Genomic DNA, 25,435 nt, shown 5'->3' on the forward strand with positions numbered 1-25,435 from the left:
AATAAAAATGCTGGCTCATTTAAGTGTTAATAATTTCGCTATTGTTAAGTCTTTACAGCTAGAACTATCTAAAGGCATGACAACAATCACCGGGGAAACTGGTGCGGGTAAATCTATCGCTATCGATGCTTTAGGCTTATGTCTTGGGGGAAGATCCGATGCAGGAATGGTTCGACAAGGTGAAGAAAAAACCGAAGTCAGTGCCGCTTTTTTACTTGAGAACAATCTGCATGCAACCCGCTGGTTAGAAGACAACGAATTGCTTGATGGCAGTGAGTGCATCCTGCGCAGAACCATCTCAAAAGAAGGTCGTTCTCGTGCATTCATCAACGGTAGCCCTGTCCCTCTTTCGCAATTGAAATCACTTGGACAACTGCTGATCAACATCCATGGTCAACACGCGCATCACCAGTTAATGAAAAGCGATTACCAAATGGCCATGCTTGATCAATACGCAGGCCACTTGAACCTATTGAAATCGACACGTAATGCTTACCAAGCATGGCGACAAGCGGATAACCACTTAAAAGAGTTACGTGAGAATAGCCAGCAAAACCAAGCTCAAAAACAACTTCTTGAATACCAAATCAAAGAGTTAAATGAGCTGTCTATTGGGGAGGAAGAATATGAAGACCTCGAACAAGAGCATAAGCGCCTCTCCAATAGCGGAGAACTGGCCACAACCTGTCAGCAAGCTATCGAGCTTATTTATGAAGGCGAAGAAGTTAATGCGCTTGGTATTCTGCAATCGGCCAATAACTCCTTAATTCAGTTAGCTGAGCTAGATGAAAGATTAGCCGAGTTACCAAACTTGCTTTCCGAAGCCATTATTCAGATTGAAGAAACCAACAACGAGTTAAGAACATACCTAGACAGCATTGATGTTGATCCCGGTCGTATGGCTTACGTTGAGGAGCGTTTCTCTAAAGTGATGTCGATGTCTCGTAAACACCACGTGTTACCTGAAGAGCTGTATAAGCACCATCAAGACTTACTACAACAAGTTGAAGCGCTTGATTGCTCTGATGAAAAATTAGAAGAACTGGCAAACGAGGTGGAAAACCAATACCAATCGTTCGTTGCTAAATCAGAGAAGCTTCATAAATCTCGAACTCGTTACGCAAAAGAGCTCAACAAGCTGATCACGCAAAGCATGCACGAACTGAGCATGGAAAAAGCGCAGTTTGCCATTGAAGTGAACAACACCAACACACACCCTTCTCCATTGGGTATGGATAACGTGACCTTCATTGTTTCGACCAACCCAGGCCAACCAATGCAGCCGATTGCGAAAGTGGCCTCTGGTGGTGAGTTATCACGAATCTCACTGGCGATTCAGGTGATCACAGCGCAAAAAGTGGATACACCAAGCCTGATTTTCGATGAAGTCGATGTGGGTATCAGTGGACCAACCGCTGCGGTTGTCGGAAAAATGCTACGTAAGCTGGGCGAATCGACACAAGTTATGTGCGTGACTCACTTACCTCAAGTTGCCGGTTGCGGTCACCAACAACTTTTTGTAGCGAAGAACACGAAATCAGGTAAAACCGAGACTCAAATGCACACGCTTGATGAGCAACAACGCGTTTCAGAGCTTGCTCGACTGCTTGGTGGCAGCCAGATTACCGAATCGACGCTTGCCAATGCAAAAGAGTTATTAATCGCAGCATAGGTTACATATTCAGCAACTTTCTGATAATTTACCGAAAATTCTTGGCAATTTTGCAACTTAATTCAAAATTGCCAGTCATAACAAGCTCAAAGCGCAAGGAGCTTTTTACTTCTTGCTGGAGCTTGTTTATTATCAGGCAGTATTTTAGCGAAGAAAGATCTCAAACTATGCGAATTAAAAAGTGGTTAGTTGCAGTTCCACTTGCACTAACAATGTTGACCGGTTGCTCTCTATTAGAGAAGTTGGTTTATCGAATTGACATCAATCAGGGTAACTATGTTGAACAGGAAGCTGTCGATCAGCTCAAGTTTGGCATGACAAAAACACAAGTTCGTTACGTTATGGGCTCACCTATGCTTATCGAAAATGGCTACCCAGATACGTGGTACTACATTTACCACCACACAAAAGGCCATGAAGACTCGATTCAAAAAAATCTTGTTGTTAACTTTGATGCAACGGGCACCTTAGTGACGATCAATGGTGATTTTGAAGCCAGTGATGAATTCTTCGAAAGCCTTCGCTAGCTTTCAACTAACAAAGCTTTCCAGTCAAAAGCAAGAATCGCAAAAGCCTGCTCATATGAGCAGGCTTTTTAATATCTGCTAACAAATGAGACTGTAGACTGTATTGTCTAACAAACAGATGAAAAAAAGCTCGCTAATGCGAGCTTCTTTATCATTCAAATTTGTTTGGTATTACGATTTAGCCGCCGCTTTCGCTTGTTCAGCACGCTTACGGCGAATTTCTTTTGGATCGGCTAACAGTGCTCGATAAATTTCGATACGATCTTTATCTCGAACGGTTGCATCTAACTTAACGTTGCGGCTGTATACGCCAACTTTATTTTTCGCCAAGTCGATTTCTGGATACAACTCTAAAACACCAGACTGCGCAATAATCTCTTCAACGGTCGCGTTCTTATTTACCACTAAGGTAAATACACGCTGCTCATGTGGAAGCGCAAACACAACTTCTACGTGGATCATATCTGATTCAATAGTCATGGCTTAGTAAACCTGTTTCGCTCGTTGAGTAAATGCACTGACCATATTGCTTGTCAGTTCATTGAAAATCTTGCCAAATGCCATTTCAATCATTCGACTAGAAAATTCAAACTCTAGTTTAAGTTCAACCTTACATGCTTGGTCGTCTAGAGGAGTGAAATACCAGCCCCCCTCCAGCTTCTTAAACGGGCCATCTACCAGCTCCATCAAGATCTCAGCACCATCCGCTAAGCGGTTCGATGTGGTAAATGTTTTGCTGATACCAGCTTTAGAGACATCAACCGAAGCCACCATAGTTGAATCTGAAGATTCGATCACACGTGAACCAGAACACCCTGGCAAAAACTCGTGATAACGAGCAACATCATTGACCAAGTTGAACATCTGGTCGGCACTAAACGACACTAATGCTGAACGAGTAACCTTTGGCATATAGACTCCTGTTAAAGACAGCGTTACATTAACACAAACTGCAATTTTAATTGTATTGGGCCAGAGCGCAAATAAAAAGGATTCCCCAACTAGGGTGCAATCCGTATAATGAGGCCATTATGGCAAAGAATAAATCAAAATCAAAAGCCGGTAGTAATACCATTGCGCTTAATAAGAAAGCTCGCCACGAATATTTCATCGATGATGAGATAGAAGCGGGGCTTGAGCTACAAGGCTGGGAAGTAAAATCCCTACGTGAAGGCAAAACCAATATCGCAGAAAGCTACGTCTACATCCGAGATGGCGAAGCATTCATCAGTGGTATGACGATCACTCCGCTAACTCAAGCGAGTACTCATATCGTGGCGAACCCAACACGCATCCGTAAACTACTAATGTCGAGAAAAGAACTCGATAACCTTATCGGTCGTATTAACCGTGAAGGCATGACGCTTGTCGCAACCGCACTTTACTGGTCTCGCTCTTGGGCGAAGATTAAAGTTGGCGTAGCGAAAGGTAAAAAGCTGCACGATAAACGTACTGATATGAAAGAAAAAGATTGGGCGAGAGATAAAGCACGAATTATGAAGAGTAATTTGCGTTAATTTTAAGCACTTAAACGCACAGTGCTAGACAGGGTAAGCTTTTCTGGTACTATGCAAATAACACTTGGGGCTGATTTAGGATTCGACAGGAATTTTGAAGTCTGAGGTGCATGCCGTGGGGCGGTTGGCCACGTTAAAAGCCGCAAAAAAATAGTCGCAAACGACGAAAACTACGCACTAGCAGCTTAATAACCTGCTCAGAGCTCTCTTACCCTAGCTTCCGCTCGTAAGACGGGGACCAATAAGAGATCAAACCCAAACTAGCTAGCGTGGCTTCTCCCACCTGAGAGGAAAAGCGCGAATTATAATTCAGGTTAGCCTTTAACTAGCGTGTCGGTTCGCAGGTTGCTGGTGAAATTAAAGATCGACTAAGCATGTAGTACCAATGATGAATGATTTTTGGACGCGGGTTCAACTCCCGCCAGCTCCACCAAACGTTTGGAAACAGCGTTATTTCAATAGGTTAGCGCCTTTTGGGATAGCGCTGTTTTTGTATGGGTGCCACAGTAAAGTGCCACACTTCATAAAGCCTATTCTCTTCCTTTCCCCTATTCAACACCTTGCATTATCATAATAACCTAACTATCTGAGTGTAAGGCGATTATCAATGGAAAGAGGTATTGTTCTATCTCCTCAATTTGAGTATCCAGAAACAGGTGGGGCTTTATTTCGTTCTGCTACTGATGATTTTGAGTTACGTAAGTACCTACTTTATTGGGATAAGATTGAAGTTCCTAAATGCTCCTCGATAGAGTTTGATTGCTGGCAGTTCCAAGAACTAGAAAAAGCTGGTGCGTTACAACGAACTCGACATGGAGAAAAACCTCGCTCGCTTGGAATGCGCATGGAACAAAGCAGTGTGATTAATGTATCTAACTTTATGACTGCTGAGATTGTTGATTGCACTGATGTAACCCTAAGCAAAAAGGCTGGAGATGAAATCCTTGCTTCACATGAAGCAATTTTTAAACAGCTCAATGAAGCACATCCAGGCTTATGGTCTAAGGCTCAAATCTCGGATAGCATTCTCACCACAACTCCTGTAGATAAAGAGAGTATTGAACTGGAGCTTCACGGTTTACTACCCGTCCCTACTGTTAGCACACACTTCGATTCTATACTTGAATTTAAGTACAAGCATCATGATGAACTGCTCGCGTTCCGTAGTTACCTAGATGAACTCTACCAGTCAGTGCTAACTGCTGGTGACATACCTAGAGCAAAAAATACCGCAATGATTAAGCTGGAAGCTTCCATTAGAGATGTCAATCGCACCTTAGAACAGTCAAAAATAGACATTAGTGTCGATAGCCTTCGCTCTGTGATTTCAGATACAACTGGTATCCTAGGCTTAACTCTTGCTGCACTAGGTACAGCATCGCAATTTGGTTTTGACCCGTTAAAAGCTGGCTTAGCTGGTGCAGCAATAGGAATTGCACCAAAACTAATACGCCAATCATCCGACTCCACTCCAGCGGAGCTCATGTACCTCAAGAGCGTGAGAAGAGAGTTTAAACCAGCTTAATACTCTCTAGCGTCAAGGAGCCGATACAGTGTCGCACGACCTATTCCTAACTCCTTGGCTGCTTTAGCTTTAGGTACACCGTTATCCAATAGCTTCTGCACATCCTCTTTCGTCACCTGTGCTTTCGGTCTACCTATGTGTTTACCAGCTGCCTTCGCTGCTGCTATCCCCTCAGCCTGACGCTCTTTAATCAATTCCCTTTCCATCTGTGCCACTGCTGCCAGTATCCCTAGTACACCTTTCTGCGCTGCACTCATTACACCATCGAATCTCATTCCTTCCTTGTGGAACTGTACCGATACACCTTTCTGGTTCATCTGCTCCACCAGCCCTACAGCATCACCTGCACCGCTACGACAGATACGGTCTAGGCTGTGAACATGCAGCACATCACCATCCCTGACATAATCCAAGCACGCCTGTAGCTGTGGTCTGTCTACTGTCTTAGCTGATACCTTTTCCTCGAACACCTTATCCAGTTTCACATCTGCTAACTGTCTGCTGGTGGACTGCTCTGCTGTACTAACTCGAATGTAACCTACGTTCGCCATGCTTACTCCTAGTGTCTCAAAACCTCTTAACACTTACAGGATTGCATGTATCAAAACTCTAAGTCAATGCTTTTGAGACAACCTTAGATACAGTCTCATAAGGTATAGTTTTTTATATATCCAGAGTCGCTCTATGAAACTTACCGCACTGCTTAAAAAGCACCTGAGCTAGGACTTTTTACCTCTAAATAAAACCAGGCAATAACAAGTTAAAAATAAAAACCATCATGCCACGCAAAAACAAGAACATAACACCACCAAACAAGCCAAAAACCAACTTAAAATTGACATTATATGCTTAATTAGTGATATTTTATGCCAATCTTAATTATAGCTAAAAACTGACAATGAGCACGACAACCACAACATCGGATACCATCCAAAATAAGACATGGAAAATGCCAGATACTCTGGTGCTAATTTTCTTTATCGCGTTGCTTGCGACTGCAATGACATATGTCATACCTGCAGGCATGTTTGAAACACAAGACATCAGCTATGTTTCTGATGGTGCAGAGAAAACTCGTACCGTTCTAGATCCAGCTTCATTTGCCTATCACACCGACCCCCAAGGCAACCCGATTTACAATACTGTCGGACTATTCGCCAGCGGTGGTGATATCGGCTTAATGAACTTCGTATTTGAAGGTTTAGTGTCTGGATCTAAGTGGGGTTCAGCAATCGGCGTTATCATGTTTATGCTTGTGATTGGCGGTGCTTTCGGCATTGTGATGCGCACAGGTACTATTGATAACGGTATCTTGCGTCTCATAGACAAAACCAAGGGCAGTCAATCGCTTTTCATTCCAGTATTATTTGCACTGTTCTCGCTCGGTGGGGCTGTATTTGGTATGGGTGAAGAAGCCGTCGCCTTTGCCATTATTATCGCGCCGCTAATGGTACGTATTGGCTATGATGGTATTACTACGGTAATGGTGACGTACGTAGCGACTCAGATTGGTTTTGCTGCTTCTTGGATGAACCCATTTTCTGTTGCTGTTGCCCAAGGCATTGCTGGTGTACCTGTCTTATCTGGGGCATCGGTGCGTATCGCTCTATGGGTTTTCTTCACCGCGCTCGGCATCGCTTTTACGATGTGGTATGCGAATTCGGTAAAGAAAGACCCTTCGAAATCTTACAGTAAAGCTGGTGATGTTTACTTCAAGAAGCAACAAGGAGACTTGACTCAATCACGTTGGAATATCGGCGATACGTTGGTGATTCTCACCGTGATAGCGAGCATGACCTGGGTTATTTGGGGTGTAGTGGTTCACGCATGGTACATTCCTGAAATTGCCTCTCAGTTTTTCACTATGGGATTTGTTGCTGGCTTAATCGGTGTTATTTTCCGATTAAATGATATGACCATCAACGACATGGCCGATTCATTTAAGGAAGGCGCAAGTGTGATGCTAGCGCCCGCTATTCTTGTGGGTAGTGCTAAAGGTATCTTGCTGATTTTAGGCGGCGGCAGCGATGCAACCGAGCCAAGCGTACTGAATTCAATCTTAAGCAGTGCGGGCGGTGTGATTAGTGCATTGCCAGAAGCGATGGCTGCTTGGCTGATGTTCGCCTTCCAAGCTATTTTCAACTTCTTTGTAACGTCAGGATCAGGGCAGGCAGCTCTAACGATGCCATTAATGGCGCCACTCGCCGATTTAGCAGGTGTGACTCGTCAAGTCGCGGTTTTAGCATTCCAGCTAGGTGATGGCTTTACCAATATCATCGTCCCAACATCAGCTTCTTTGATGGCAACACTAGGTGTATGCCGCATTGACTGGGGTGATTGGGCAAAATTCTGCTGGCGCTTTATCGTGCTGCTATTCTGCTTGTCGAGCGTTATTATTGTTGCGGCTCACCTGCTGGGTTTTGCATAACAGCGCCTTTCAATATTTACGTGTATCTCAATGGGCAGTTTACTGCCCATTTTTAATCACAGCTTTCAATAACAATCATCCAACACAGACTCAGAATAGATTGTGAACCAGAGACAAAGGAAACTAGTGTGAGAAAAACTACTTATACCAATGATGTTCTAAATGGACACCCTGTAATATCTCAACTCAATGTTGATGACTTACCGATGGGATGCCATCGTTTCTGGTTTGAGGCACAAACTAACGGTGTTGGTCAAAATCATCATTTACCTGTGGTCGTCTATCGCGGTGAGCAAAGTCAAAATGCTCGCAAAATAATGGTAACGGCAGGCGTTCATGGTGATGAATTAAATGGAGTTATTACCGCACAGAAGGTCATTCAAAAGCTCGTAAACGAGGAGATACACGGCACAGTCATCATTATTCCGATGATTAATGTGTCAGGTATGTTGATGCACAGCCGAGATTTTATTTCATCGGATCCGGATGCATCCCCAGCAAACCTTAACCGTATATTCCCTGGAAACCCGAACGGTGATGCCTCACAACGTTTTACACATTCAATTTGGCAGAACCTACTCAGCCATAATGCGGATCTTGCTATCGATCTGCATACCCAAACTCGCGGAGCAGAGTATCCTTTGTATGTCTTTGCCGATTATCGAATCCCCGCAGCAATCAAAATGGCTCGATTGATCAATCCTGACTGTATTTTTGATGATCCAGGTGATGATGGCGTTTTAGAAACGCAGCTCAATAAAAGTGGTACGCCCGCTATCACCGTCGAGGTTGGTTCTGGAAAGGTTTTACAACCCGACCTCATTGAGCGTTCAGTGAATGGCGTGATGAATATCCTGCACTCGGAAAATATCATCTCTACAAAGATAGACCAGCCTCACTATGCCTGCTTTGAAGGCAAAGAAACGGTGACCATTAGAGCCAATGTCGGTGGTTTCGCTCTCCCTCAAGTTAAGGTCAGTGAATCAGTACAATCAAAACAATTGATTTCAATTCAATATGATAGTTTTGGTTCTGAGAAACAACGTTATTACGCCCCTGCTGATGGCTATGTACTCAGTGTCAATCAAGATCCGATGCGTGAACCGGGCGCTTTGTTAGTCAGACTATTGAAGTAACACGTCACTTCATCAAATGGCTCTTTACTGATGGCATTTGAGTCGTTAACCCATATTGTGAAAAGGGGATAACTCGGCAGAGCTATCCCCTTATTATTACTTATAAATATTAATCACTTACTGTGATCGGTATGACTATGATTAGTATTACTGCTGAGAAAGCCCAGTACCACTGCGCCAACCATGACTGCACAAACAATGGCAAATAGACGTGTCATTTGTGCCGAGAGGGACGCAGATCCTGGGTGGCTGATGATCTGATAAGCCAAGGTCGTAAAATTAGTAAACAAGAGCTGATAAATCGTCAGATTCGCCTGCCGCCTGATAGCAAAACACGCAAGTTGCAAACCACACACCAAACTCACGCCATAAATAACCAAGATTGGAGCGCCTGACACCATCATGATCATCACAGGTAACGTAAACAGAATGCCAACGCCAGTGGTGACAAGCTTGTTTCGGCTGAATGTACGGTGGTCGTGATTCGATGGGCTTTTCAACATACTGCCAAGCGTAATCGCAATCAACATCGTTTGTGACACCGAATTTCCTACCAAAATCGCCAGCACAACCACAACCGCGGTCGCTTTAAATGCAACCATGATATAGTCACCAGTAGTGGGCGCATCGGAAATGGCCGCAGTCGGAAGGACATTCACTTCATCCCCCGGGAACAACCAGAACCCCAAGTAAGTGACGATCAAAGCTATCACCAGCTTTTCAAAGAACAATAGGGGCAATCCCGCCATTGGGAGATGCATCTGCTTGTTGACCACCACCATTACGATGACCACGATAATGGTCAGTGTCGCGATGATATCTTTTGTATTCTGATGGCTACGCTGATAACTCCAGAACAGCAATAGCCAGCAATAGAGGACAAAACCGGTTGGCGAGTCGACCAATACACTACCAAAAAACACCACACCAAAGCTGATTAAGATTAATGCAACAATCACCTTTAATATTAAATTAATCGGTGGTTTGGATGGCATCAATGTCATGAACATCACAACAAATATGGGCGACAAAACAGCGAGCATCTGCCCACTTTGTTGATGGTAGAACAATAGCGAAAGCGGCAGTAACACCAATCGAATAATGGAGTTAGCTGAGCTATGAAACATAAGTCCACACGCTTAGAATTCTCATCCAAAGCTGAGCAAGCCACTCACCTGGGGTACTTTGCTCTGTCATGACAGCCACTGTGGCTTGTGAACCAAAACGAATGTTGCTTGGAACCTCACCATGATCAAACACAATATTGACTGGGTAGCGCTGCGCGGCAATAGAATTGGTGTCTGAATTTAAAAAGCCAGTCTCTTGGTCAGTGCTATTGCTGCCACCCGTTCCCCAACCAATGCTATCAACCGTGCCGTATAGCACTCGCCCCGGTAACGCATCCAATACGATCTCAACTCTTTGCCCGACTTGTATATGCTCTAGCGAGTTTTCTCTGTATAACGCAGATATCCACACCTCTCGCGGATCAACAAAGGTCAAAACAGGTGAGCCTGCGGTTGCTCGCTGGCCTACCGTCAGTTGTAGGTTACTCACCACGCCATGAGAAGGAGCCATCACTTGGGTTTTCTGTAAGTTGAGCTGAGCCTGCTCAAGGGCTGCAATCGCCGCCAACACTTGTGGATTATCACTCCCTTCTGGCCCTAACGCTTGTTTTGCCTGAACCAAAGAGGCTTCTGCGGCTTTCAATGACGCTTCAGCACGATCACGATTCTCTATGGCGTTGTCTAATTCAGAGCGGCTAACCAGCCCTTTACTGGCGAGTTCACTCACTCGACTCGCTTGCTCTCGAGAATTATCCCGAGCCGCAACCGCCTCGGTCACTTTCGCTTGTGCAACGTTAACCGCCGCTGTGCTTGCGCCAATATTTTGGCCTACTTGAGCAAGATTCGCTTCAGCGGAACGCAAACTGATCTGATAGTTTCGAGCATCAATTTCAAACAACACTTGGTTAGTTTCAACGACCTGATTATTTTCAGTTTGCACAGACGTGATATTGCCAGAAACTTCAGGAGCAATACGCACAATATAAGAGTGAACACGGGCGATCCCCGTCATTGGTGTGACGCGGTCGGCCCACAAACTGTAAAGCCACACTACTAAAATAACCGAAATAATAATTAAACTAAGCTTACGCGAAGATTTTTCTGCTTTTGACATGCTCTCTCTCTCGATCCGACAGCACGATTTACTCGCCTGCCGAATACGATGTTTTAAAAATTAAAGTGAATTCCACTTCATTGTAGTCTAGTCGATCTGTCTCTTGAGTAAAAACAAACGATTACTTGAAATATTGTCACGGCAACAATTAACAATCAACAAAAAGCCACACATCCCATTAATGAAATGTGTGGCTGTTTAGATCTGTTCTGCTACGAACTTAGATAAGTTTAGGGGTTACTCCATATCACCTAACAAGTAATCTTCATCGCTGCTCACTACTGCGCCGTGTTTCAGGAAGTTCTTACCTAGGATCATGCTGTATTCGAAGCGAGAACGGTCTTGAAGGTTTACCCTCACCTCTTTCTCTAGGTCTCCGAGCTTAACCTTCATTTCTACTACAGGGCGAATGTTTACCTTCTCGCCTTTCTTGGCTTTAATGCGCATTACATCAATCACTGGCTTGGTGAAATCTTGCTTATCGCCTTGGTTGTTTTGATAAGTAAAGCTCACCATGTCTTGGCCATCTTTCTTAAATCGTTTGATGTTGACTGCGTTCATTGAGCTTACATCCGCGCCAGTGTCGAGCTTGGCCGGGAACTTCATGCCGTTCACTTCTACTACTTCAATGTGCCCTACTTTAAACAGTGGCTCAGCTTTCAGAAGGTAATCAGAACGCGTATTAACGTAAACGCCTTCTTTTGCCATCTTCTTACCTAAAATAAAGTACGCTTCTTTCTCATTTGTATTAAGCACATCGATGGCAAACTCTTGCGTACGCACTTTTCCAGACACCGCAAACTCACCACTTACAACCGGACGAGTATCATCCCCGACTTTAAGCTTCTTAATAATTGGCTTGGTCACCTTCTGCTTCTCACCATTTACATCCGTAAGATAAAATTCAACGGAAGCATCTTTGCCTTTACCTGTCATTTCAAAACTGTCGACCTTCAGCAAAGGTGTATTGACAGTGAAAGAAGCCACAGCCTTAAGCGGGAAGTCATCTAGGGTGATGTCCTCTTCCGGCGAGATAATCATAGGCTCACCAGACTCAGCCACATCACTAAAGTTCTCTGAACCTTCTAATAAAATATTCTCAGCACTGGTGTCAATCATGAAGAGTTCGCTGGCGGTGTTGGTTCCAAATCTCAACTGCGACTCACTACTCGAGCGCTCACGTAGGTACACCAGAACGTCTTTAGTCGTGTTTTCATCGAGTTGAACAGGCACATACACCAAAGGTCTCTTCTTACCGCTCACGCTTAACATACGAACCAACGGCAATGTCATCTCTTTTTGCTTGCCGTCGTTGTCGAACATATCAAACGTCACTTCACTGTTCTTCTTATCTATATCGATGTCTTTTGCATGAAGGATGCTGTAGCGATTTTTTAATGAGAAGGTCGCGTTCATCGCCATTCCAGAGATAGACACCACCTCTTTTCGGCCAACAACGGTCGCGTTCTCTTGCTCTTGTAAATAGTCATAACCTGCAAACACCAGCGCGTTATCCGCAAGGAAGGTTTTACCAATCAGCACTGGCGCAGAGAAGTGGCTTCTGTCGGTCAGGTTAACGTCGGTTTTTAGCTCTTGGTCTGCAATGGTGAGCGACATTTTTACGGTAGGGCGAAGCAAAGGCGTGCTGCTGGTGCGGCTGCGTATCATGCTGACACGCTCTAAAGGCGCTTCGATTAATACCATGTCTCCCGTGCGCGGGTTTTGAACCTTAAAAGACACCACAGCTTTATATTTCGCAAAGGTGCTGCCATCCCAATCATCGTAATCAACATCGGAATTGTTCAACAAGTCTTCGGTTAACGCCGCCATCAGCTCTTTGTCTTTGAGGTTTTGGTAGTCGGGATTAGAGCTCTTCACATGAATGTCTTCCGCATGCATAGAAGTGGTTTCTGCACCGGTATCAATTTTACCAATGAAAGGAACGTCTTTTAGCCCTTGAACGCTAGATAGGTACACGTTCTCAGTGCGACCTAATACCGACTTACCATCGAGTTCGTAAGTGGGATTTTGAGTGGTAGGTGAAGTGTCAGTAGCCAAAGTGTATTGTGAAAAAAGTAGAGTGCTTAAAAGAGTTAGAGCCAAAGGTATCTTTTTCATTAGTTGGTCCGTTGTGATCAGTTCACTAATAATACTGGCGTTTGCGCGAAGAGTTCCCCCACCAGCAATGGTTCTCACATAACGTTAACGCTATGAGTTTTTAAATGACAAACCGATGACTTTGCGCTGCATTCGCTTATCGATTATTGACTAATGGATACCCAATAACCTTTTCAATGCTCGGTGTTCTATTGAAGAAGTGAATACAAAAAAGGCCAACGACGAGCGCTGACCTTAGCTATTCAAAACACACCTGAAGCGAGTTTAACTTGCTAAAACACAAACGGTTCTAGATAAACATAGCACTAAAAAGTCCCGACTGTTTTCTTTGCACAGATAGCTCGAGCTTTTTCTGCGTCCTCACCTTTATTTTTGAGATAGCACTGTCGATAAGATTTGACGTAGCGCTCAAATAACACCTCGGCTTCAGGTTGTGGTTTAGAGAGCAGTTGGTTAACGAACTTTCTTGATCCAACCTCAAAATGCTGAGTATCGATTGGGCTATTCCAATCCCCTCCCCAGATCATAAATCCGTGATGGGCAAACAGCTCCACCACATCTTCAGCCATGCCGCGGCGTTCAATTTCATCACGAGCACGAAAACGAGTACGGTTCACATAACGAGTCGCAGATTGTGAAGGCTTTACCGTGATTCTTCCGTTGCTATCAAACTCTAAGAAAGGGTTTTGAACTGGGTTGATGTCGATTGCCACACCATAGGCATGTTTCGACCAACCTCCTCCGCCTGTAATAGGACGAGCGTTAAAGGCGCTGCTGTTGTTCGCATCCATTGAGGCGCTATCATCACCTCTGAATTCACGCATTAGGCGAGCGGAATGAAGAGGAAAATTGCGCTGTTTGAGCTCTGAAAAGATTTGTTCAACAGCAGGCGCAATAACATCAAGCACGATCATATTGCCCTGTTGCGTTTCCCCTTTGAAACTAATGAAATCGAAATCCACTTTGGATAGTCGCTCACAACCAACGGGCGCACCACTACTCAAGACATTGTTCTTTTTCATCATGTCGCATTGCCATTGAGATATAGGAGCGACTTGGGCATAACTCACTGCACTGAGCACAGTGGCCAGACAGCCGACAATAAAACGTTTCATATCAAAAACTCAAAATAGTAAGAGTGAAAAGTAGCAGAAGTTGGAAAATAGCATATTAAGCCAAGTTGAGCGCACGCTTTGTTAGCGTGTTTTGTTCCAGTAAACAATCTCTCTAACTCGTCCGTTCTGATCCTTGTCAGCTTCTCCACCAACATCAGAAAGTTCAGGTAAGGTCGATAATTGCGGAGCGTAATAGGCAACTAACATAAGTACGAACGCATCGTAAATATCGTCTATCGCGGCGTCTTTACGTTTGGTATTTGAAATGGCCAACGACAAGCGGTCACACCATTGAGGGGATAGCTGCTGAATAATAGAAAGCCGTTCCTCTTTGCCTTCTTGCGTTCGTTTTGAAAACGTCAGCGGTTCGTCTTTCAATGCTGCAAACACCACTTCAGGATGTGATTCCCTGATAGAAAGATTGGGATGAGTTTCAATGAGCTCATCAAGCTCGCGAATCTTGGGCACAATTCCCCAAGTCTGTTTAGAAAACTTCTTATCAAGCTGCTCCACATTGGCACTGCACGCCGCAATGTAATCGGTTTGGTAAACCGCCTCACGACACGGAACCGGAAACACCGAAGAACCACGTTTGCTGGTTAGAAAACGCCTTGCTGCTTTGTCACACAAACGATCTGGAGTTTGTGCATCACTAAAACCAATCGGCATATCGATTAACGTCGTCGAACCTGCAAGTTCATCGACTAACTCATCGAGCGTGTTTACCACTTTGAACGTAGGTAGCTCATTGCCAGAGACAATCCAAGCGATCCACCCCGCCTTGCAGCCATCAATTCCGATGTATTTCATTATGTTCTCGATGATTAGTTTGTTGAGGGTTATTTGGGATAACTAGCCCACTTAATGATCAGTGCCACTCACTAATCAGCAGTCTGCTTTTTACACCACGTACCTGCAAGCCCATTGCATCGAACACCTCTTCAAAGTCTCGACACTGCGCAGGGATGTTAGGTAACGAAAGCGCGGCTTCTGAAAAGAATTGTTGTTCAAAATGAGCCGAATCGTTCCAAGCGAGTTGCCACCACTCTAGAATCCTCGACTTAGACGAGCGCAGCTTTTCAGCCGTAGGAACTTTATCACTTTTACTTAAGTTCTCTTTGCTTGTAGTAGGAAAGAGGTTCCACTTATCGTTGTTTGGCCAGTAAGCGAAAGGCAAACAGTGATCAACGTGATACTCATTTTTTAATGATTTTCCACTCCACACGCTGACAATGTCGGCACGATCAGATCTAAGTTGCTCGACACGTTTACGCACATCGCGAGTATCATGGTTTTGATCGATCCATACCAAGCAGTCGTGATAAGTCTGTAGTGAAATGCTTCGCTGTCGGTTCAACTCGAAACGCTGCATCTCCATGACCCATTGATTCACCACCAGCGGTTCAATCCACGAGTGGTAGATTCTAAAGCACTCCCACAGGCTTTCATCGAGAGTAAAATAACCAAAACTTTCTAAGAACTCACTATCAATGACCAGTGATTCTCGGCTCTTCCGTCGTTTGTGAGGTGGGTATATATCGAATAGTCGGTTGTCTTTCGAGCCTTGATAAATGAAAGTCACAGGTCCTGATTTAATGGTACTGATCGTTTGTGAAAATAGCTTTTGTAGAGCCTTGGCTTCATCGCCGAGAAACATAGCGCCTATCGCTAGATCATCAGCACTTAAGTGTTTTAGTTTATTCCAACCATCCTCTTTTACAAACCCAAGTCCCTTCGTTGTGTTGCTATTTTGCTGAATCCCAGCGCCTTCTATGTCGATATCAATCAGTCGCTTAAACTGTCTAACCCAATACAGAGCAACCAAGCCCACTGGTAGAGAAATTTTCCCATCAGTTCGATCAATCACAGCGCCTGAATGCGCATCAGCAATTCTCAGTAGAGTTCTCAACAAAGCCAACTTGTATGTGGCCGACTTGTTGTCATTCACAATAATGTGGCGCACCTTGTTCAAGTCACCGGAGCCATCGTCTGGTAGTGTCATCACCACGGTTTGCCACCACACCTCACTGCGGTTCAATGTGTCTTGGCTATCATCAACATGACGAACCAACAAGGCGCTGTTTTTTGATAAACGCTCGAGCTCTTCAACCGAGACTTCATAGCCTTGTCGACTGTCTTGAAACTCCCCATGACGCAGAGTGATCACCAACTTGCCATTTGGAGCTAGCAAGTTAGACAACTTTCTAAATGCGCGCTCTCGATGAGACGGAGCGAGATGCATCCAAACCGCACTGACCAATATCAAGTCAAAACGCATTCCGAGGTTTTCAGTGCGGCTAAGCGAGGGAAGTGAATCATCAATCCAGGTAACACTTGGGCCTGTATATTTCGAGCCTTGTTCGCGTAATGAAGCACTTGGTTCTATCGCAATAACATCAGATCCGGCCTTGTGCATCCATAGCGCATCACGACCGCATCCAGCACCGACATCGAGTACTTTATCGCCCACTAAAGGCCAATAAGCTTGCCAGCTTTTATGCACCGTCTCGAAGGTCACTGAGTTGTACTGCTGGCAAAGTGTGTGAGCATTTTTATCGTAAAAAGGAATCGATGAGGACATATGCGCTATTGGAGTAAGGAGTCTATCTCAATAGTAATGGGGAGCTTAGGCGATTGCTAGCAGCTCATGTAAGTTCAGCCACACCAATCAGCATTTATCGTTAGTGACTGTTTTATATCAATATCCACCTAATGAGTTCATCAGGCTAGTCACACCTCGAATTGATCTCGTCAGAAAAACAAAAACAAACAAGGTGCAAGCTGACGTGCGAACAGAGATAATTGTTTGAAGATGATTAACTCGCCTCAAGCACCAAACCGATAGAAAACTAATGAACACATACTCACACATAGACACCCCGTTCAACCTGCGCCACACCTGTTGGTTTTGTGGTGAGCCTTCCAGTAACCTTGTTGAATTTCCTAAGACAGCGCAGGCAGTTGCCAAGATTGGCCATTCACCGATAGCACTGCCGGCTTGTAATGAGTGTGCGAGAATTAACTATTCAAAGAATCTGACCTCAATTTGGTCTGTGCGCGATCAGATAAAACACACTCTGATAGACAAGTACGCTAAGCACCTTGGCATCGGTGAGAACTGGACGGAGCAAGAGCTTATTGATTCTGATTTCTCGGGTTCGACGCTCGGTGGGTTTGGGCGCAGCGCTTGGAAGATGTATCAAATCGCCAAACAACGCGTCGATTATAAAGGCTGGCCTTTGTCGGTTGATGACATCCCACTTGAGGTATACGACGAAACCAGTGGCTTTGAGTTTGACGGTACTCGTTATGCCTCAATCAATTCATGTATCGACTATTTCACCAAGGCAGCAGGCGTAGACAAAGAGCTGTTGTCGCAGCTTGTCGACATCGTTTCATCAGAAAGGTTTAGCTACGCACTGCGAATCACCAAGCTGAACAAGAATGTCTCTAATACCAAGCGCTCGGAGATCGTCGAAGAGGTACTACAACAAGAGTCTGAACAAGAAGAGATACTGCTTGAGCAAGCTAATTCAATGTTTAACCCAAACGTCGAAGAGGTGAATATTTCAGGCTCAATAGCGCCTGTATTTGCCATTCAGTGGGCGCTGGCTAACAAGGTTAAAGATTTAGCCCACCTTTGTGCTCTCGAAGATGAGTATTTTGACTATTTCGAGCACCTCGGCGGCCCTGCAGCTTTCATGTCCTATAACGGCCTACAACTCTATTTAGAGTCGCGTCAAGATCCTGAATGGGTAGAAGAGTTGGATCCAAATAAACAGTATTGGTGAACATGCCTCGCTACTGGTGAACACGTGTAAGCTCGATAATCGTGTCAAACACCCATTGTTAGTCCTTGTTTTATATAAAGATATAAAAACAGAACTCTATAACAGTTAATTGTTGCAATTCGGTTAAATAGAGTGAAAACTTCAAGCATCTAAAACTATTTAATCACTGCCATCTGCGGTGAGTAAGGAGTGAATTGTGCTTGCTGTTCTTCGTATTATTTTGGCTACGGTGTTTATTATTTTCACCACTCTATGTGCTTTTGTTTACTGCTTGTTTAGCCCCAAGAACCCCAAGCATGTGTACGTTTTCTGTCGTTGGTTCAACCAACTCCAAAAGATCATCGGTGTAAAACTGGTGCAACGCGGCCTAGACAATGCCCCGACACCAGAAAACAGCGTCTACATCTCTAACCACCAAAGCATATTGGATTTTGTGACCGATCCAGGAATGCTAAGACCACGCACTGTTTCATTGGGCAAACGCGATTTGTTGTACGTGCCTTTCTTTGGCCTGCTGTATTGGATCACCGGTAACATCATGATTAACCGCGAAGACAAATCCAAAGCACGCGATACCATCAAGCAAGTGGCGGAAGCGATTCATCAGAGAGATCTGTCTGTTTGGGTTTACCCGGAAGGAACCCGTAGTAAAGGGCGTGGACTACTGCCATTCAAAACAGGCGCTTTCCGAATGGCAATTGAAGCTGGTGTGCCTATCACCCCGATGTGTACTAGCACCACGCACAATAAGATCGACTTTAATCGTGCCAATAATGGCATTGTGATCACCGAGATGTTGGAACCTATCGATGTATCCGGATACAAGCTTAGCGATGCGAGAGAGTTGGCCAATCGCTGTCACGCACTCATGGCAGAGAAAATAGCAGAGCTTGATGCCGAAGTGGCTCGTTTAGAGGCGCAGCAAAAACCAGAGTTGGATTCAGACCGTTCTTCTACGAACTAACTCGCAACGAAACTACTGAGTCATCGCTCAGTTACTTAAAAAGACACTCAACGATCGCAACTCTCATTGTTCTTGTTTTACTTGCTGGCGCTTATCCGCAAAATAAAAACAGGCGTTAACGGCTTTATAGAGCAATGGGAGCAAACGATGGAAGTGATTCACCATGGTGGCAAACATACTGTCACAGGATCTTGTCACGAGCTAAGAGATTCAGGCCAAGCGGTGCTCATCGATTGTGGCCTTTTTCAAGGTTTAGATCTTCAAGGTAAAAAGCTTCAAGGTGCGGACACTCGCCCTCTTGATATTGTATTTGAAACTTCCCGCCTCAACGCTCTGCTGCTGACCCATACCCACATTGATCATATTGGCCGATTACCTTGGTTACTCGCCAGTGGATTTAACCAGCCAATTTATTGCACGCAAGCCACCGCCGAACTCGCTCCTTTAATGATTGAGGATGGGTTAAAACTACAAGGACTCAGCAATAAACAATCAAAGCTGATACTCAAAAAGATTCATTCGTTGATAGATCCCAAGCCTTACGGCGAATGGTTTCCAATCACGTCTAAACAGCAAAACAACGGAAAGGATCATCATAGGCCAAATACTCTGCATGCTCGATTTCAACCTGCTGGGCACATCTTAGGTTCCGCCTATATCGAGATTAAGTTACCTAACCAAGAAGTAGTTGTGTTTTCTGGCGGCTTGGGCCCGAGTAACACACCACTGCTGCCGGATCCCAAGTCACCACAGCAAGCCGATTATCTGTTTATAGAATCCACTTATGGCACCAGTACACATGATGATATTGCTACGCGATCTGAGCGTCTCAAGGCCATTATTGATCGTTCACTGCTCGATGGTGGCGTTATTCTAATCCCGGCTTTTAGTATCGGCAGAACTCAGGAATTGCTGTTTGATATCGAACACCTGATCTTTGAGCATCAACTCAGTAGCGATATTCCTATTATTCTCGATTCTCCGATGGCTAAAAAAGTGACGCGTTCATACCGACGTTTTAAAGAGTTGTGGGGACAAGAAGCAAAGCTGCGTCTTGAACTGAAACGTCACCCACTCGCTTTTGAGCAGTGCATTACCGTTGATGGACATAGAATGCACAAGAAAATCGTGAATCGCCTCAAGTCGACAGGTGAACCCGCAATTGTGGTCGCAGCTTCTGGAATGTGTCAGGGCGGCAGGATAATGAACTACTTATCCGCCTTACTTCCCGATAAACGAACCGATGTGATTTTAGCAGGCTATCAAGCTCACGGAACGCTCGGGCGAGAGCTACAACAAGGAGAAAAACAGGTTTCCATCGATAACCAACACGTTGAGGTGAAGGCTCAGATCCATAGTATGTCTGGCTACTCTGCTCATGCTGATAAAGATGATCTCAATCGATTTATAGAAGAAATAACCGTGCCACCCAAAGAGGTACATTTGATTCACGGAGATCCAAACACTCAGTCTGAGTTCGCTCAAGCTTTGGTTGGAAAAGGATTTAAAGTCGTTTAAAACAGGCGATTGATTCACGATTTCTGATTGCGGTAATCCTTACGGAAAGTTTTAAAATCACTACTGACATTTTAAATAATACCTCCCCTTAAACCTGCCTAATTTCACTATATCGGTGATATATTCTTGCGTCTTTACCGTCGTAATGTGTTAACAGTCATTAGTACTGAACAACGTTTCCTCTCATTTTTCTTCTATTTTCCCTTCTGACACATATTGTGAGTTTCGAAAATTTGTATTAATCACTATTTATTCACTTTACAAACCGACACTAAAAACAACTAATTGCATATCAATTTTAATGGAACGATTATCAAATTAGCACTAAGCGTTAACAAACACCCCCTGTAACATGCTTTATGTCACAGTAATCCTAATAGGCAGTTAAATAATTTAACACTCGGGTTACAAGTGAAGTATTGTGTTGTTCGAAAAACAATCATAAGCAAAACTAACAGGGAAAATACTCATGCAGTCATTCGTTGATTTTTTGAATGGAATAATCTGGAGTCCAGTACTTATCTACCTATGTTTAGGTGCAGGTTTGTTCTACTCCATCATGACTCGATTTGTTCAAATCCGTCACTTCTTTGAAATGTGGCGCTTGCTACTATCGGGTAAAAGCTCATCAAAAGGCATCTCGTCTTTCCAAGCTCTAGCCGTTTCGCTATCTGGCCGTGTAGGTACAGGTAACATTGCTGGTGTTGCTGCCGCTATCGGTTTCGGTGGCCCAGGTGCAGTATTCTGGATGTGGGTTGTAGCCTTCTTTGGCGCCGCGACTGCTTATGCAGAATCTACGCTAGCGCAAATCTACAAAGAAGAAGACGAAGGCCAGTTCCGTGGTGGTCCGGCTTACTACATTGAAAAAGCAATGGGTCAGAAGTGGTACGCATGGATCTTCGCAATCGCGACTATTTTTGCATGTGGTATTTTGCTTCCAGGTGTTCAGTCAAACAGTATTGGTAATGCTGTAGAAGCTGCATTTGGTTCAGGTGACATGATTGAAACAGCTGTCGGTACATTCAGTTTCGCTAAAATTTTCACCGGTACTGTTGTTGCTATCATCCTTGCTTTCATCATCTTTGGTGGTGTTAAACGTATTGCGAACTTCACACAGATCGTTGTTCCTTTCATGGCATTGGCTTACATCATCATCGCGTTCGTTATCATTCTGCTAAACATCAGCCAAGTGCCAACTGTTTTCGCAATGATTGTTGGTGATGCATTCACACCTATGGCAGGCTTCGGTGCTGCAATTGGTTGGGGTGTTAAGCGTGGTGTTTACTCAAACGAAGCAGGTCAAGGTACTGGTCCTCACGCGGCAGCTGCTGCAAGTGTTGATCACCCAGCTCAGCAAGGTTTAGTACAAGCGTTCTCTATCTACATCGATACACTTCTAGTATGTTCAGCTACAGCGTTCATGATCATCATCACTGGTGCTTACAACGTTCACGGCGGTGCTGAGGGTGTATTCCTTGTTCAGAACCTAGCAGCAAACGTTGGTGCGAATGGTCCTGTATTTACACAGCTTGCTATTGAAAGTGCACTACCAGGCATTGGTAAGCCATTCATCGCATTTGCTCTGTTCTTCTTCGCATTTACAACGATTCTTGCTTACTACTACATCGCAGAAACGAATATTGCTTACCTACGTCGTACCATCAAGATCCCTGGCATGATGTTCGTACTTAAGCTTGTTCTTATCACTGCCGTTTTCTATGGCACAGTTAAAACAGCGAACCTTGCATGGGCAATGGGTGATGTTGGTGTTGGCTTGATGGCATGGTTAAACATCGTGGGTATTCTGATCATCTTCTTCATGTCTAAGCCTGCGCTTAAAGCTCTAGCTGACTACGAAGAACAACAGAAACAAGGTGTGACTGAGTACACATTCAACCCTGTAAAACTAGGCATTAAAGGTGCTACTTACTGGGAAGAGAAGTACAAGCGTAAAACAGGCAATTCTCCTGAAGCAGAAGCTGCAGACACTAAACCTGTAGAGCAGCCTTCAGCTTAAGCTTTCCTTAGCAAATAGATCGCTTTAACAAATAGTGCTATTAATAACGCATAAAAAAGGGGTTAGCTATTTCGGCTAACCCCTTTTGTTTTATTCATAACCAATAAATGGCTTATAACAAACTAACTGTTCCCGAGTTAGAGTATTAAGCAGCGATTTCTTGTGTTGCCATTTGAGGTGCTTTCTTCTCACCGATAGGCAGTACTGTGCGGCCGTATTCGTTGTTGATTACTTGTGCCATTGCAAAGTAGATAGCTGAAGCGCCACAGAAGATACCTTCAAAACCAGCGATAGTGCCGATTAGTTCGCTGCCAGTGAAATCACGAGCTGCAAGTAGGAAGAACAAGATAGTTAGTGAACCGAATACTACTTGCTTCGCCACTGGGTAGCATAGAGAGCCGATGAACATGAAGCCTGTGAAGATGCCCCATAGTAGTAGGTACCAACCCATGAATGCTGCAGGGCTTGCAGGTAGACCCATGTAAGGCATCACGATTAAACCAACCAAAGACAACCAGAATAGGCCGTAAGAAGTAAACGCAGTTGTACCGAACGTGTCACCACGTTTGAAACACATTGTGCCCACGATAACTTGGCTCAAACCACCGTAAAAAATACCCATAGCAAGAATCATTGAATCGATTGGAAAGAAACCTGCGTTGTGGATATTAAGAAGAATAGTGGTCATACCGAAACCCATTAAGCCTAGTGGCGCTGGGTTAGCTAGTTTGGTCGACATTGCGAATTTACCTTATTAAAGTGGTTGATTAAAAAAAAACAATAAAAGTTGTCAGAAAATTTTAATCTATAAACCGTACAACTAGGTAATCCAGTTATCGAAAACTAAGATTGTGTAAATGATCTTATGGAAAATTAGTTTCATAACAACGCTAATTAATTCATAGAACCTATAAATGAACAAATTCCCTGTCGCGCTATGAAAAAGATGCGAGTAACGAGATGCGAGATGCGAAAAAAGTCTTTAGATTCGAGTAAGCGCCCCCTTAATAGCAAACGTAGGCAACATAGGGCGAGCTCTTCGCTACTCGTTTACTCGTATCCCGTATCGATTCATTAACTCTCGCCCCTCTTTTGTAATCTTAAATTACGCTTGTTGAGCTTTAGAATCAGACACTTGAGATTGAACTTCTGAAGAAGCGTTTTTACTCGCATCGCGCTTGGCTAACAACGTCACGACAATCAACTGAGCAACAAGAGCGCCTAACACAACCAATGCACTTCCCGTAAAGCCTGCGACTACAAAACTAATCAGAGCAATAGAGCCGTTCATCAATGCGTAAGGAAGCTGCGTCTTAAAGTGTTCAAACTGATCACACCCTGCCCCGGTTGAAGAAAGAATCGTGGTTTCAGAAATCGGTGAGCAATGGTCACCAAACAAGCCACCAGACAACACAGCGCCAATTGCGACGAGAAGCGGAGCATCTATCGCAATCGCGGTTGGAATAACCAATGGCATCATTATCGCGAAGGTTCCCCACGACGATCCCGTTGCGAATGAAATGATAGCCGATAATAAAAACGCGACCGCAGGTACTAACCAATATGGAAAGCCGCTCTGTGCTTGCTCAGCAATATAAGCTGCCGCACCCAACTCTTTACCAACGGTGCTTAATGCCCAAGCCAATACCAAGATGATCGCGACTGGCATCATGTTTCCCATGCCTTTTAAGTACACAGAAACACCATCAGACAACTTTCTTACACCGTAATAAGCCATTAGCGAGATCAAGGTAATCGCAGCAAAAAAATAAGCCGATGATAAAGCCGCTCTGAATGACGAACCTGCAACCTTTTGGAACGGGAAGCCTTGCGGAACCAACATGGTGAACAATACAACGACCATCACGAGTAACGGTGCCCAAACAAAAGATGCTTTTGCATTTTTATGCGAGAAAGGATTCAACGACTCATTATTCGCACCAGAACAAAGACCCGCTTGGCAATCACGCTCTGCCTTTGCCATTGGTCCGAAGTCTAAACCTTTAAAAGAAACTAAAGGAACAATAAAGATCGCTAAGAAAGCGTAGAACTGAAAAGGAATCGCGCCGATGAAAGCATCCCAATCCGACATGTTGACATTCAAAGCGGTAAACTCTTTTTGAATCAACCCCATGATATAAACACCCCAGCCAATAAAAGGGATAAGGATCGCGACGGGTGATGATGTAGAGTCGATGATGAATGCCAACTTCTGTCTAGAAAGTTTCAGTTTATCGAAAAGAGGGCGAAAGACAGGACCAACAATCAACGGAGTACCTAAGTCAGAGAAAAATATCACGATTCCTCCAAACCACGCAGACAATTGAGCTTGGCACTTGTTGCTTACCCACTGAGTCACACGCTTAGCAAACGCAACACCACCACCCGACTTTTCCATCAAAGCGACAAAACCACCGATGAACACCAACAGCATAATCACGCCAGCGTTGTAGCTATCTGTAAGCTGAGGGACTAGGTAACCTTTAACCATGGTACCAAACGTATCAAGCGGGTTAAGTTCGCTAAACATGCCAGTCAGCATCGCAACACCACTCAGCACGCCAGCAAAAAGGCCAATCACCACATTCCTTGTCGCCAACGACAACACCAAAGTAATCACAATGGGGATGAGTGACGTGATATCTGTCTGTTCCATAGGTACACCTTAACCCTAAAATAAAAAAGAATAAATATAATTTAAATTTGAATATAAATTCACACCCATCGTTTGTACAGAACTTTATCCTCTAACTGGATAATTAATCTTTAAATGCGCTTCAACATAGCCAAATAGACCAATAGCCCTCCTTAGATAGCCAAGTTCGAAACGAAAAAAAGCCGAAAGTAGACACTTTCGGCTTTTGATTATTTATATCATTATGGTCGTACTACTGAACTCGTCGGTTAGACCGCTTTTCAGTATTCA

Annotated in this window: 21 protein-coding genes and 1 other RNA gene; 11 read left to right on the forward strand and 11 right to left on the reverse strand. The window is 44.3% G+C overall.

Translation table 11 applies throughout. The features are described 5' to 3' along the window. Positions 1–7: 7 nt before the first annotated feature. Both recN and bamE read left to right on the forward strand, forming a co-directional pair. Complete coding sequence (gene recN / locus AB4167_RS07955; RefSeq protein ID WP_017059862.1) at positions 8–1,672, forward strand: DNA repair protein RecN; 1,665 nt, start codon at positions 8–10, stop codon at positions 1,670–1,672. 167 nt (positions 1,673–1,839) lie between these two features. Beyond that, on the forward strand, positions 1,840–2,199 hold the full coding sequence (gene bamE / locus AB4167_RS07960) for an outer membrane protein assembly factor BamE (protein WP_010438918.1): 360 nt from the start codon (positions 1,840–1,842) through the stop codon (positions 2,197–2,199). Positions 2,200–2,370: 171 nt separating this feature from the next. On the opposite strand, the gene AB4167_RS07965 is transcribed toward bamE, so the two are convergent. Together AB4167_RS07965 and AB4167_RS07970 are read right to left on the reverse strand one after the other, a co-directional pair. After that, complete coding sequence (locus tag AB4167_RS07965) at positions 2,371–2,679, reverse strand: RnfH family protein (protein WP_016796754.1); 309 nt, start codon at positions 2,677–2,679, stop codon at positions 2,371–2,373. Between the two features lie 3 nt (positions 2,680–2,682). Then, positions 2,683–3,111 (reverse strand): SRPBCC family protein, encoded by a 429-nt coding sequence (locus tag AB4167_RS07970; protein ID WP_017069540.1) that lies wholly within the window; start codon positions 3,109–3,111, stop codon positions 2,683–2,685. Between the two features lie 119 nt (positions 3,112–3,230). Here AB4167_RS07970 and smpB point away from each other — a divergent pair, with 119 nt between their 5' ends. The 3 genes from smpB (at position 3,231) to AB4167_RS07985 (ending at position 5,241) form a co-directional block, all read left to right on the forward strand. Continuing rightward, positions 3,231–3,716: an SsrA-binding protein SmpB gene (smpB, locus tag AB4167_RS07975; protein ID WP_004735156.1), complete on the forward strand. Its 486-nt coding sequence runs from the start codon at positions 3,231–3,233 to the stop codon at positions 3,714–3,716. A gap of 66 nt (positions 3,717–3,782) precedes the next feature. Then, positions 3,783–4,149, forward strand: a transfer-messenger RNA (tmRNA) gene (gene ssrA, locus AB4167_RS07980). A gap of 174 nt (positions 4,150–4,323) precedes the next feature. After that, positions 4,324–5,241 (forward strand): DUF6236 family protein, encoded by a 918-nt coding sequence (locus tag AB4167_RS07985; protein WP_102393636.1) that lies wholly within the window; start codon positions 4,324–4,326, stop codon positions 5,239–5,241. Here AB4167_RS07985 and AB4167_RS07990 read toward each other — a convergent pair. Next, positions 5,238–5,792, reverse strand: a complete 555-nt coding sequence (locus tag AB4167_RS07990) for a recombinase family protein (RefSeq protein ID WP_017071865.1) — start codon at positions 5,790–5,792, stop codon at positions 5,238–5,240. The genes AB4167_RS07985 and AB4167_RS07990 overlap by 4 nt on opposite strands. Before the next feature lie 398 nt (positions 5,793–6,190). Between AB4167_RS07990 and yfcC the strand changes: the two genes are divergently transcribed. Next, positions 6,191–7,669 (forward strand): putative basic amino acid antiporter YfcC, encoded by a 1,479-nt coding sequence (gene yfcC / locus AB4167_RS07995; protein ID WP_017059744.1) that lies wholly within the window; start codon positions 6,191–6,193, stop codon positions 7,667–7,669. Between the two features lie 128 nt (positions 7,670–7,797). After that, entirely contained in the window at positions 7,798–8,805 is a 1,008-nt protein-coding gene (locus AB4167_RS08000; RefSeq protein ID WP_017059743.1) for a succinylglutamate desuccinylase/aspartoacylase family protein, read from the forward strand. Positions 8,806–8,918: 113 nt separating this feature from the next. Here AB4167_RS08000 and AB4167_RS08005 read toward each other — a convergent pair whose 3' ends face one another. The 6 genes from AB4167_RS08005 to AB4167_RS08030 all read right to left on the reverse strand — a co-directional run bounded on the left by AB4167_RS08005 (position 8,919) and on the right by AB4167_RS08030 (position 16,800). Further along, a complete protein-coding gene (locus AB4167_RS08005; protein ID WP_372136380.1) occupies positions 8,919–9,932 on the reverse strand; it encodes a multidrug DMT transporter permease in 1,014 nt (337 codons plus the stop codon). Further along, positions 9,922–10,986 carry an HlyD family secretion protein gene (locus tag AB4167_RS08010; protein ID WP_017059741.1) on the reverse strand — a complete coding sequence of 355 codons (1,065 nt, stop codon included), beginning with the start codon at positions 10,984–10,986 and terminating at the stop codon, positions 9,922–9,924. The genes AB4167_RS08005 and AB4167_RS08010 overlap by 11 nt, the downstream gene beginning before the upstream one ends. A gap of 237 nt (positions 10,987–11,223) precedes the next feature. Further along, positions 11,224–13,104: an ATP-dependent zinc protease gene (locus AB4167_RS08015; protein WP_372136381.1), complete on the reverse strand. Its 1,881-nt coding sequence runs from the start codon at positions 13,102–13,104 to the stop codon at positions 11,224–11,226. A gap of 305 nt (positions 13,105–13,409) precedes the next feature. Continuing rightward, complete coding sequence (locus AB4167_RS08020; RefSeq protein WP_029235636.1) at positions 13,410–14,219, reverse strand: M15 family metallopeptidase; 810 nt, start codon at positions 14,217–14,219, stop codon at positions 13,410–13,412. Between the two features lie 81 nt (positions 14,220–14,300). Next, a complete protein-coding gene (locus AB4167_RS08025; RefSeq protein ID WP_372136382.1) occupies positions 14,301–15,029 on the reverse strand; it encodes a DUF429 domain-containing protein in 729 nt (242 codons plus the stop codon). A gap of 58 nt (positions 15,030–15,087) precedes the next feature. Then, entirely contained in the window at positions 15,088–16,800 is a 1,713-nt protein-coding gene (locus tag AB4167_RS08030; protein WP_108162458.1) for a bifunctional 2-polyprenyl-6-hydroxyphenol methylase/3-demethylubiquinol 3-O-methyltransferase UbiG, read from the reverse strand. 271 nt (positions 16,801–17,071) lie between these two features. Here AB4167_RS08030 and AB4167_RS08035 point away from each other — a divergent pair, with 271 nt between their 5' ends. The 4 genes from AB4167_RS08035 to AB4167_RS08050 all read left to right on the forward strand — a co-directional run bounded on the left by AB4167_RS08035 (position 17,072) and on the right by AB4167_RS08050 (position 22,509). After that, complete coding sequence (locus tag AB4167_RS08035) at positions 17,072–18,010, forward strand: hypothetical protein (protein WP_136974081.1); 939 nt, start codon at positions 17,072–17,074, stop codon at positions 18,008–18,010. A gap of 196 nt (positions 18,011–18,206) precedes the next feature. After that, on the forward strand, positions 18,207–18,974 hold the full coding sequence (locus tag AB4167_RS08040) for a 1-acylglycerol-3-phosphate O-acyltransferase (RefSeq protein ID WP_017059735.1): 768 nt from the start codon (positions 18,207–18,209) through the stop codon (positions 18,972–18,974). A gap of 147 nt (positions 18,975–19,121) precedes the next feature. Further along, on the forward strand, positions 19,122–20,492 hold the full coding sequence (locus AB4167_RS08045; protein ID WP_372136383.1) for an MBL fold metallo-hydrolase: 1,371 nt from the start codon (positions 19,122–19,124) through the stop codon (positions 20,490–20,492). 469 nt (positions 20,493–20,961) lie between these two features. Continuing rightward, a complete protein-coding gene (locus tag AB4167_RS08050) occupies positions 20,962–22,509 on the forward strand; it encodes an alanine/glycine:cation symporter family protein (RefSeq protein WP_372136384.1) in 1,548 nt (515 codons plus the stop codon). 145 nt (positions 22,510–22,654) lie between these two features. Here the strand turns inward: AB4167_RS08050 and AB4167_RS08055 are convergent, their stop codons facing one another. Both AB4167_RS08055 and AB4167_RS08060 read right to left on the reverse strand, forming a co-directional pair. Further along, positions 22,655–23,248, reverse strand: coding sequence for an acetate uptake transporter (locus AB4167_RS08055; RefSeq protein ID WP_010440610.1), 594 nt, complete (start codon positions 23,246–23,248; stop codon positions 22,655–22,657). A 366-nt stretch (positions 23,249–23,614) separates the two neighbouring features. Further along, positions 23,615–25,165 carry a Na+/H+ antiporter NhaC family protein gene (locus AB4167_RS08060; RefSeq protein WP_372136385.1) on the reverse strand — a complete coding sequence of 517 codons (1,551 nt, stop codon included), beginning with the start codon at positions 25,163–25,165 and terminating at the stop codon, positions 23,615–23,617. Positions 25,166–25,435 lie beyond the last annotated feature (270 nt).

The organism is Vibrio sp. 10N.286.49.E11, assembly GCF_041469505.1.
Classification (GTDB): Bacteria; Pseudomonadota; Gammaproteobacteria; order Enterobacterales; family Vibrionaceae; genus Vibrio; species Vibrio crassostreae_C.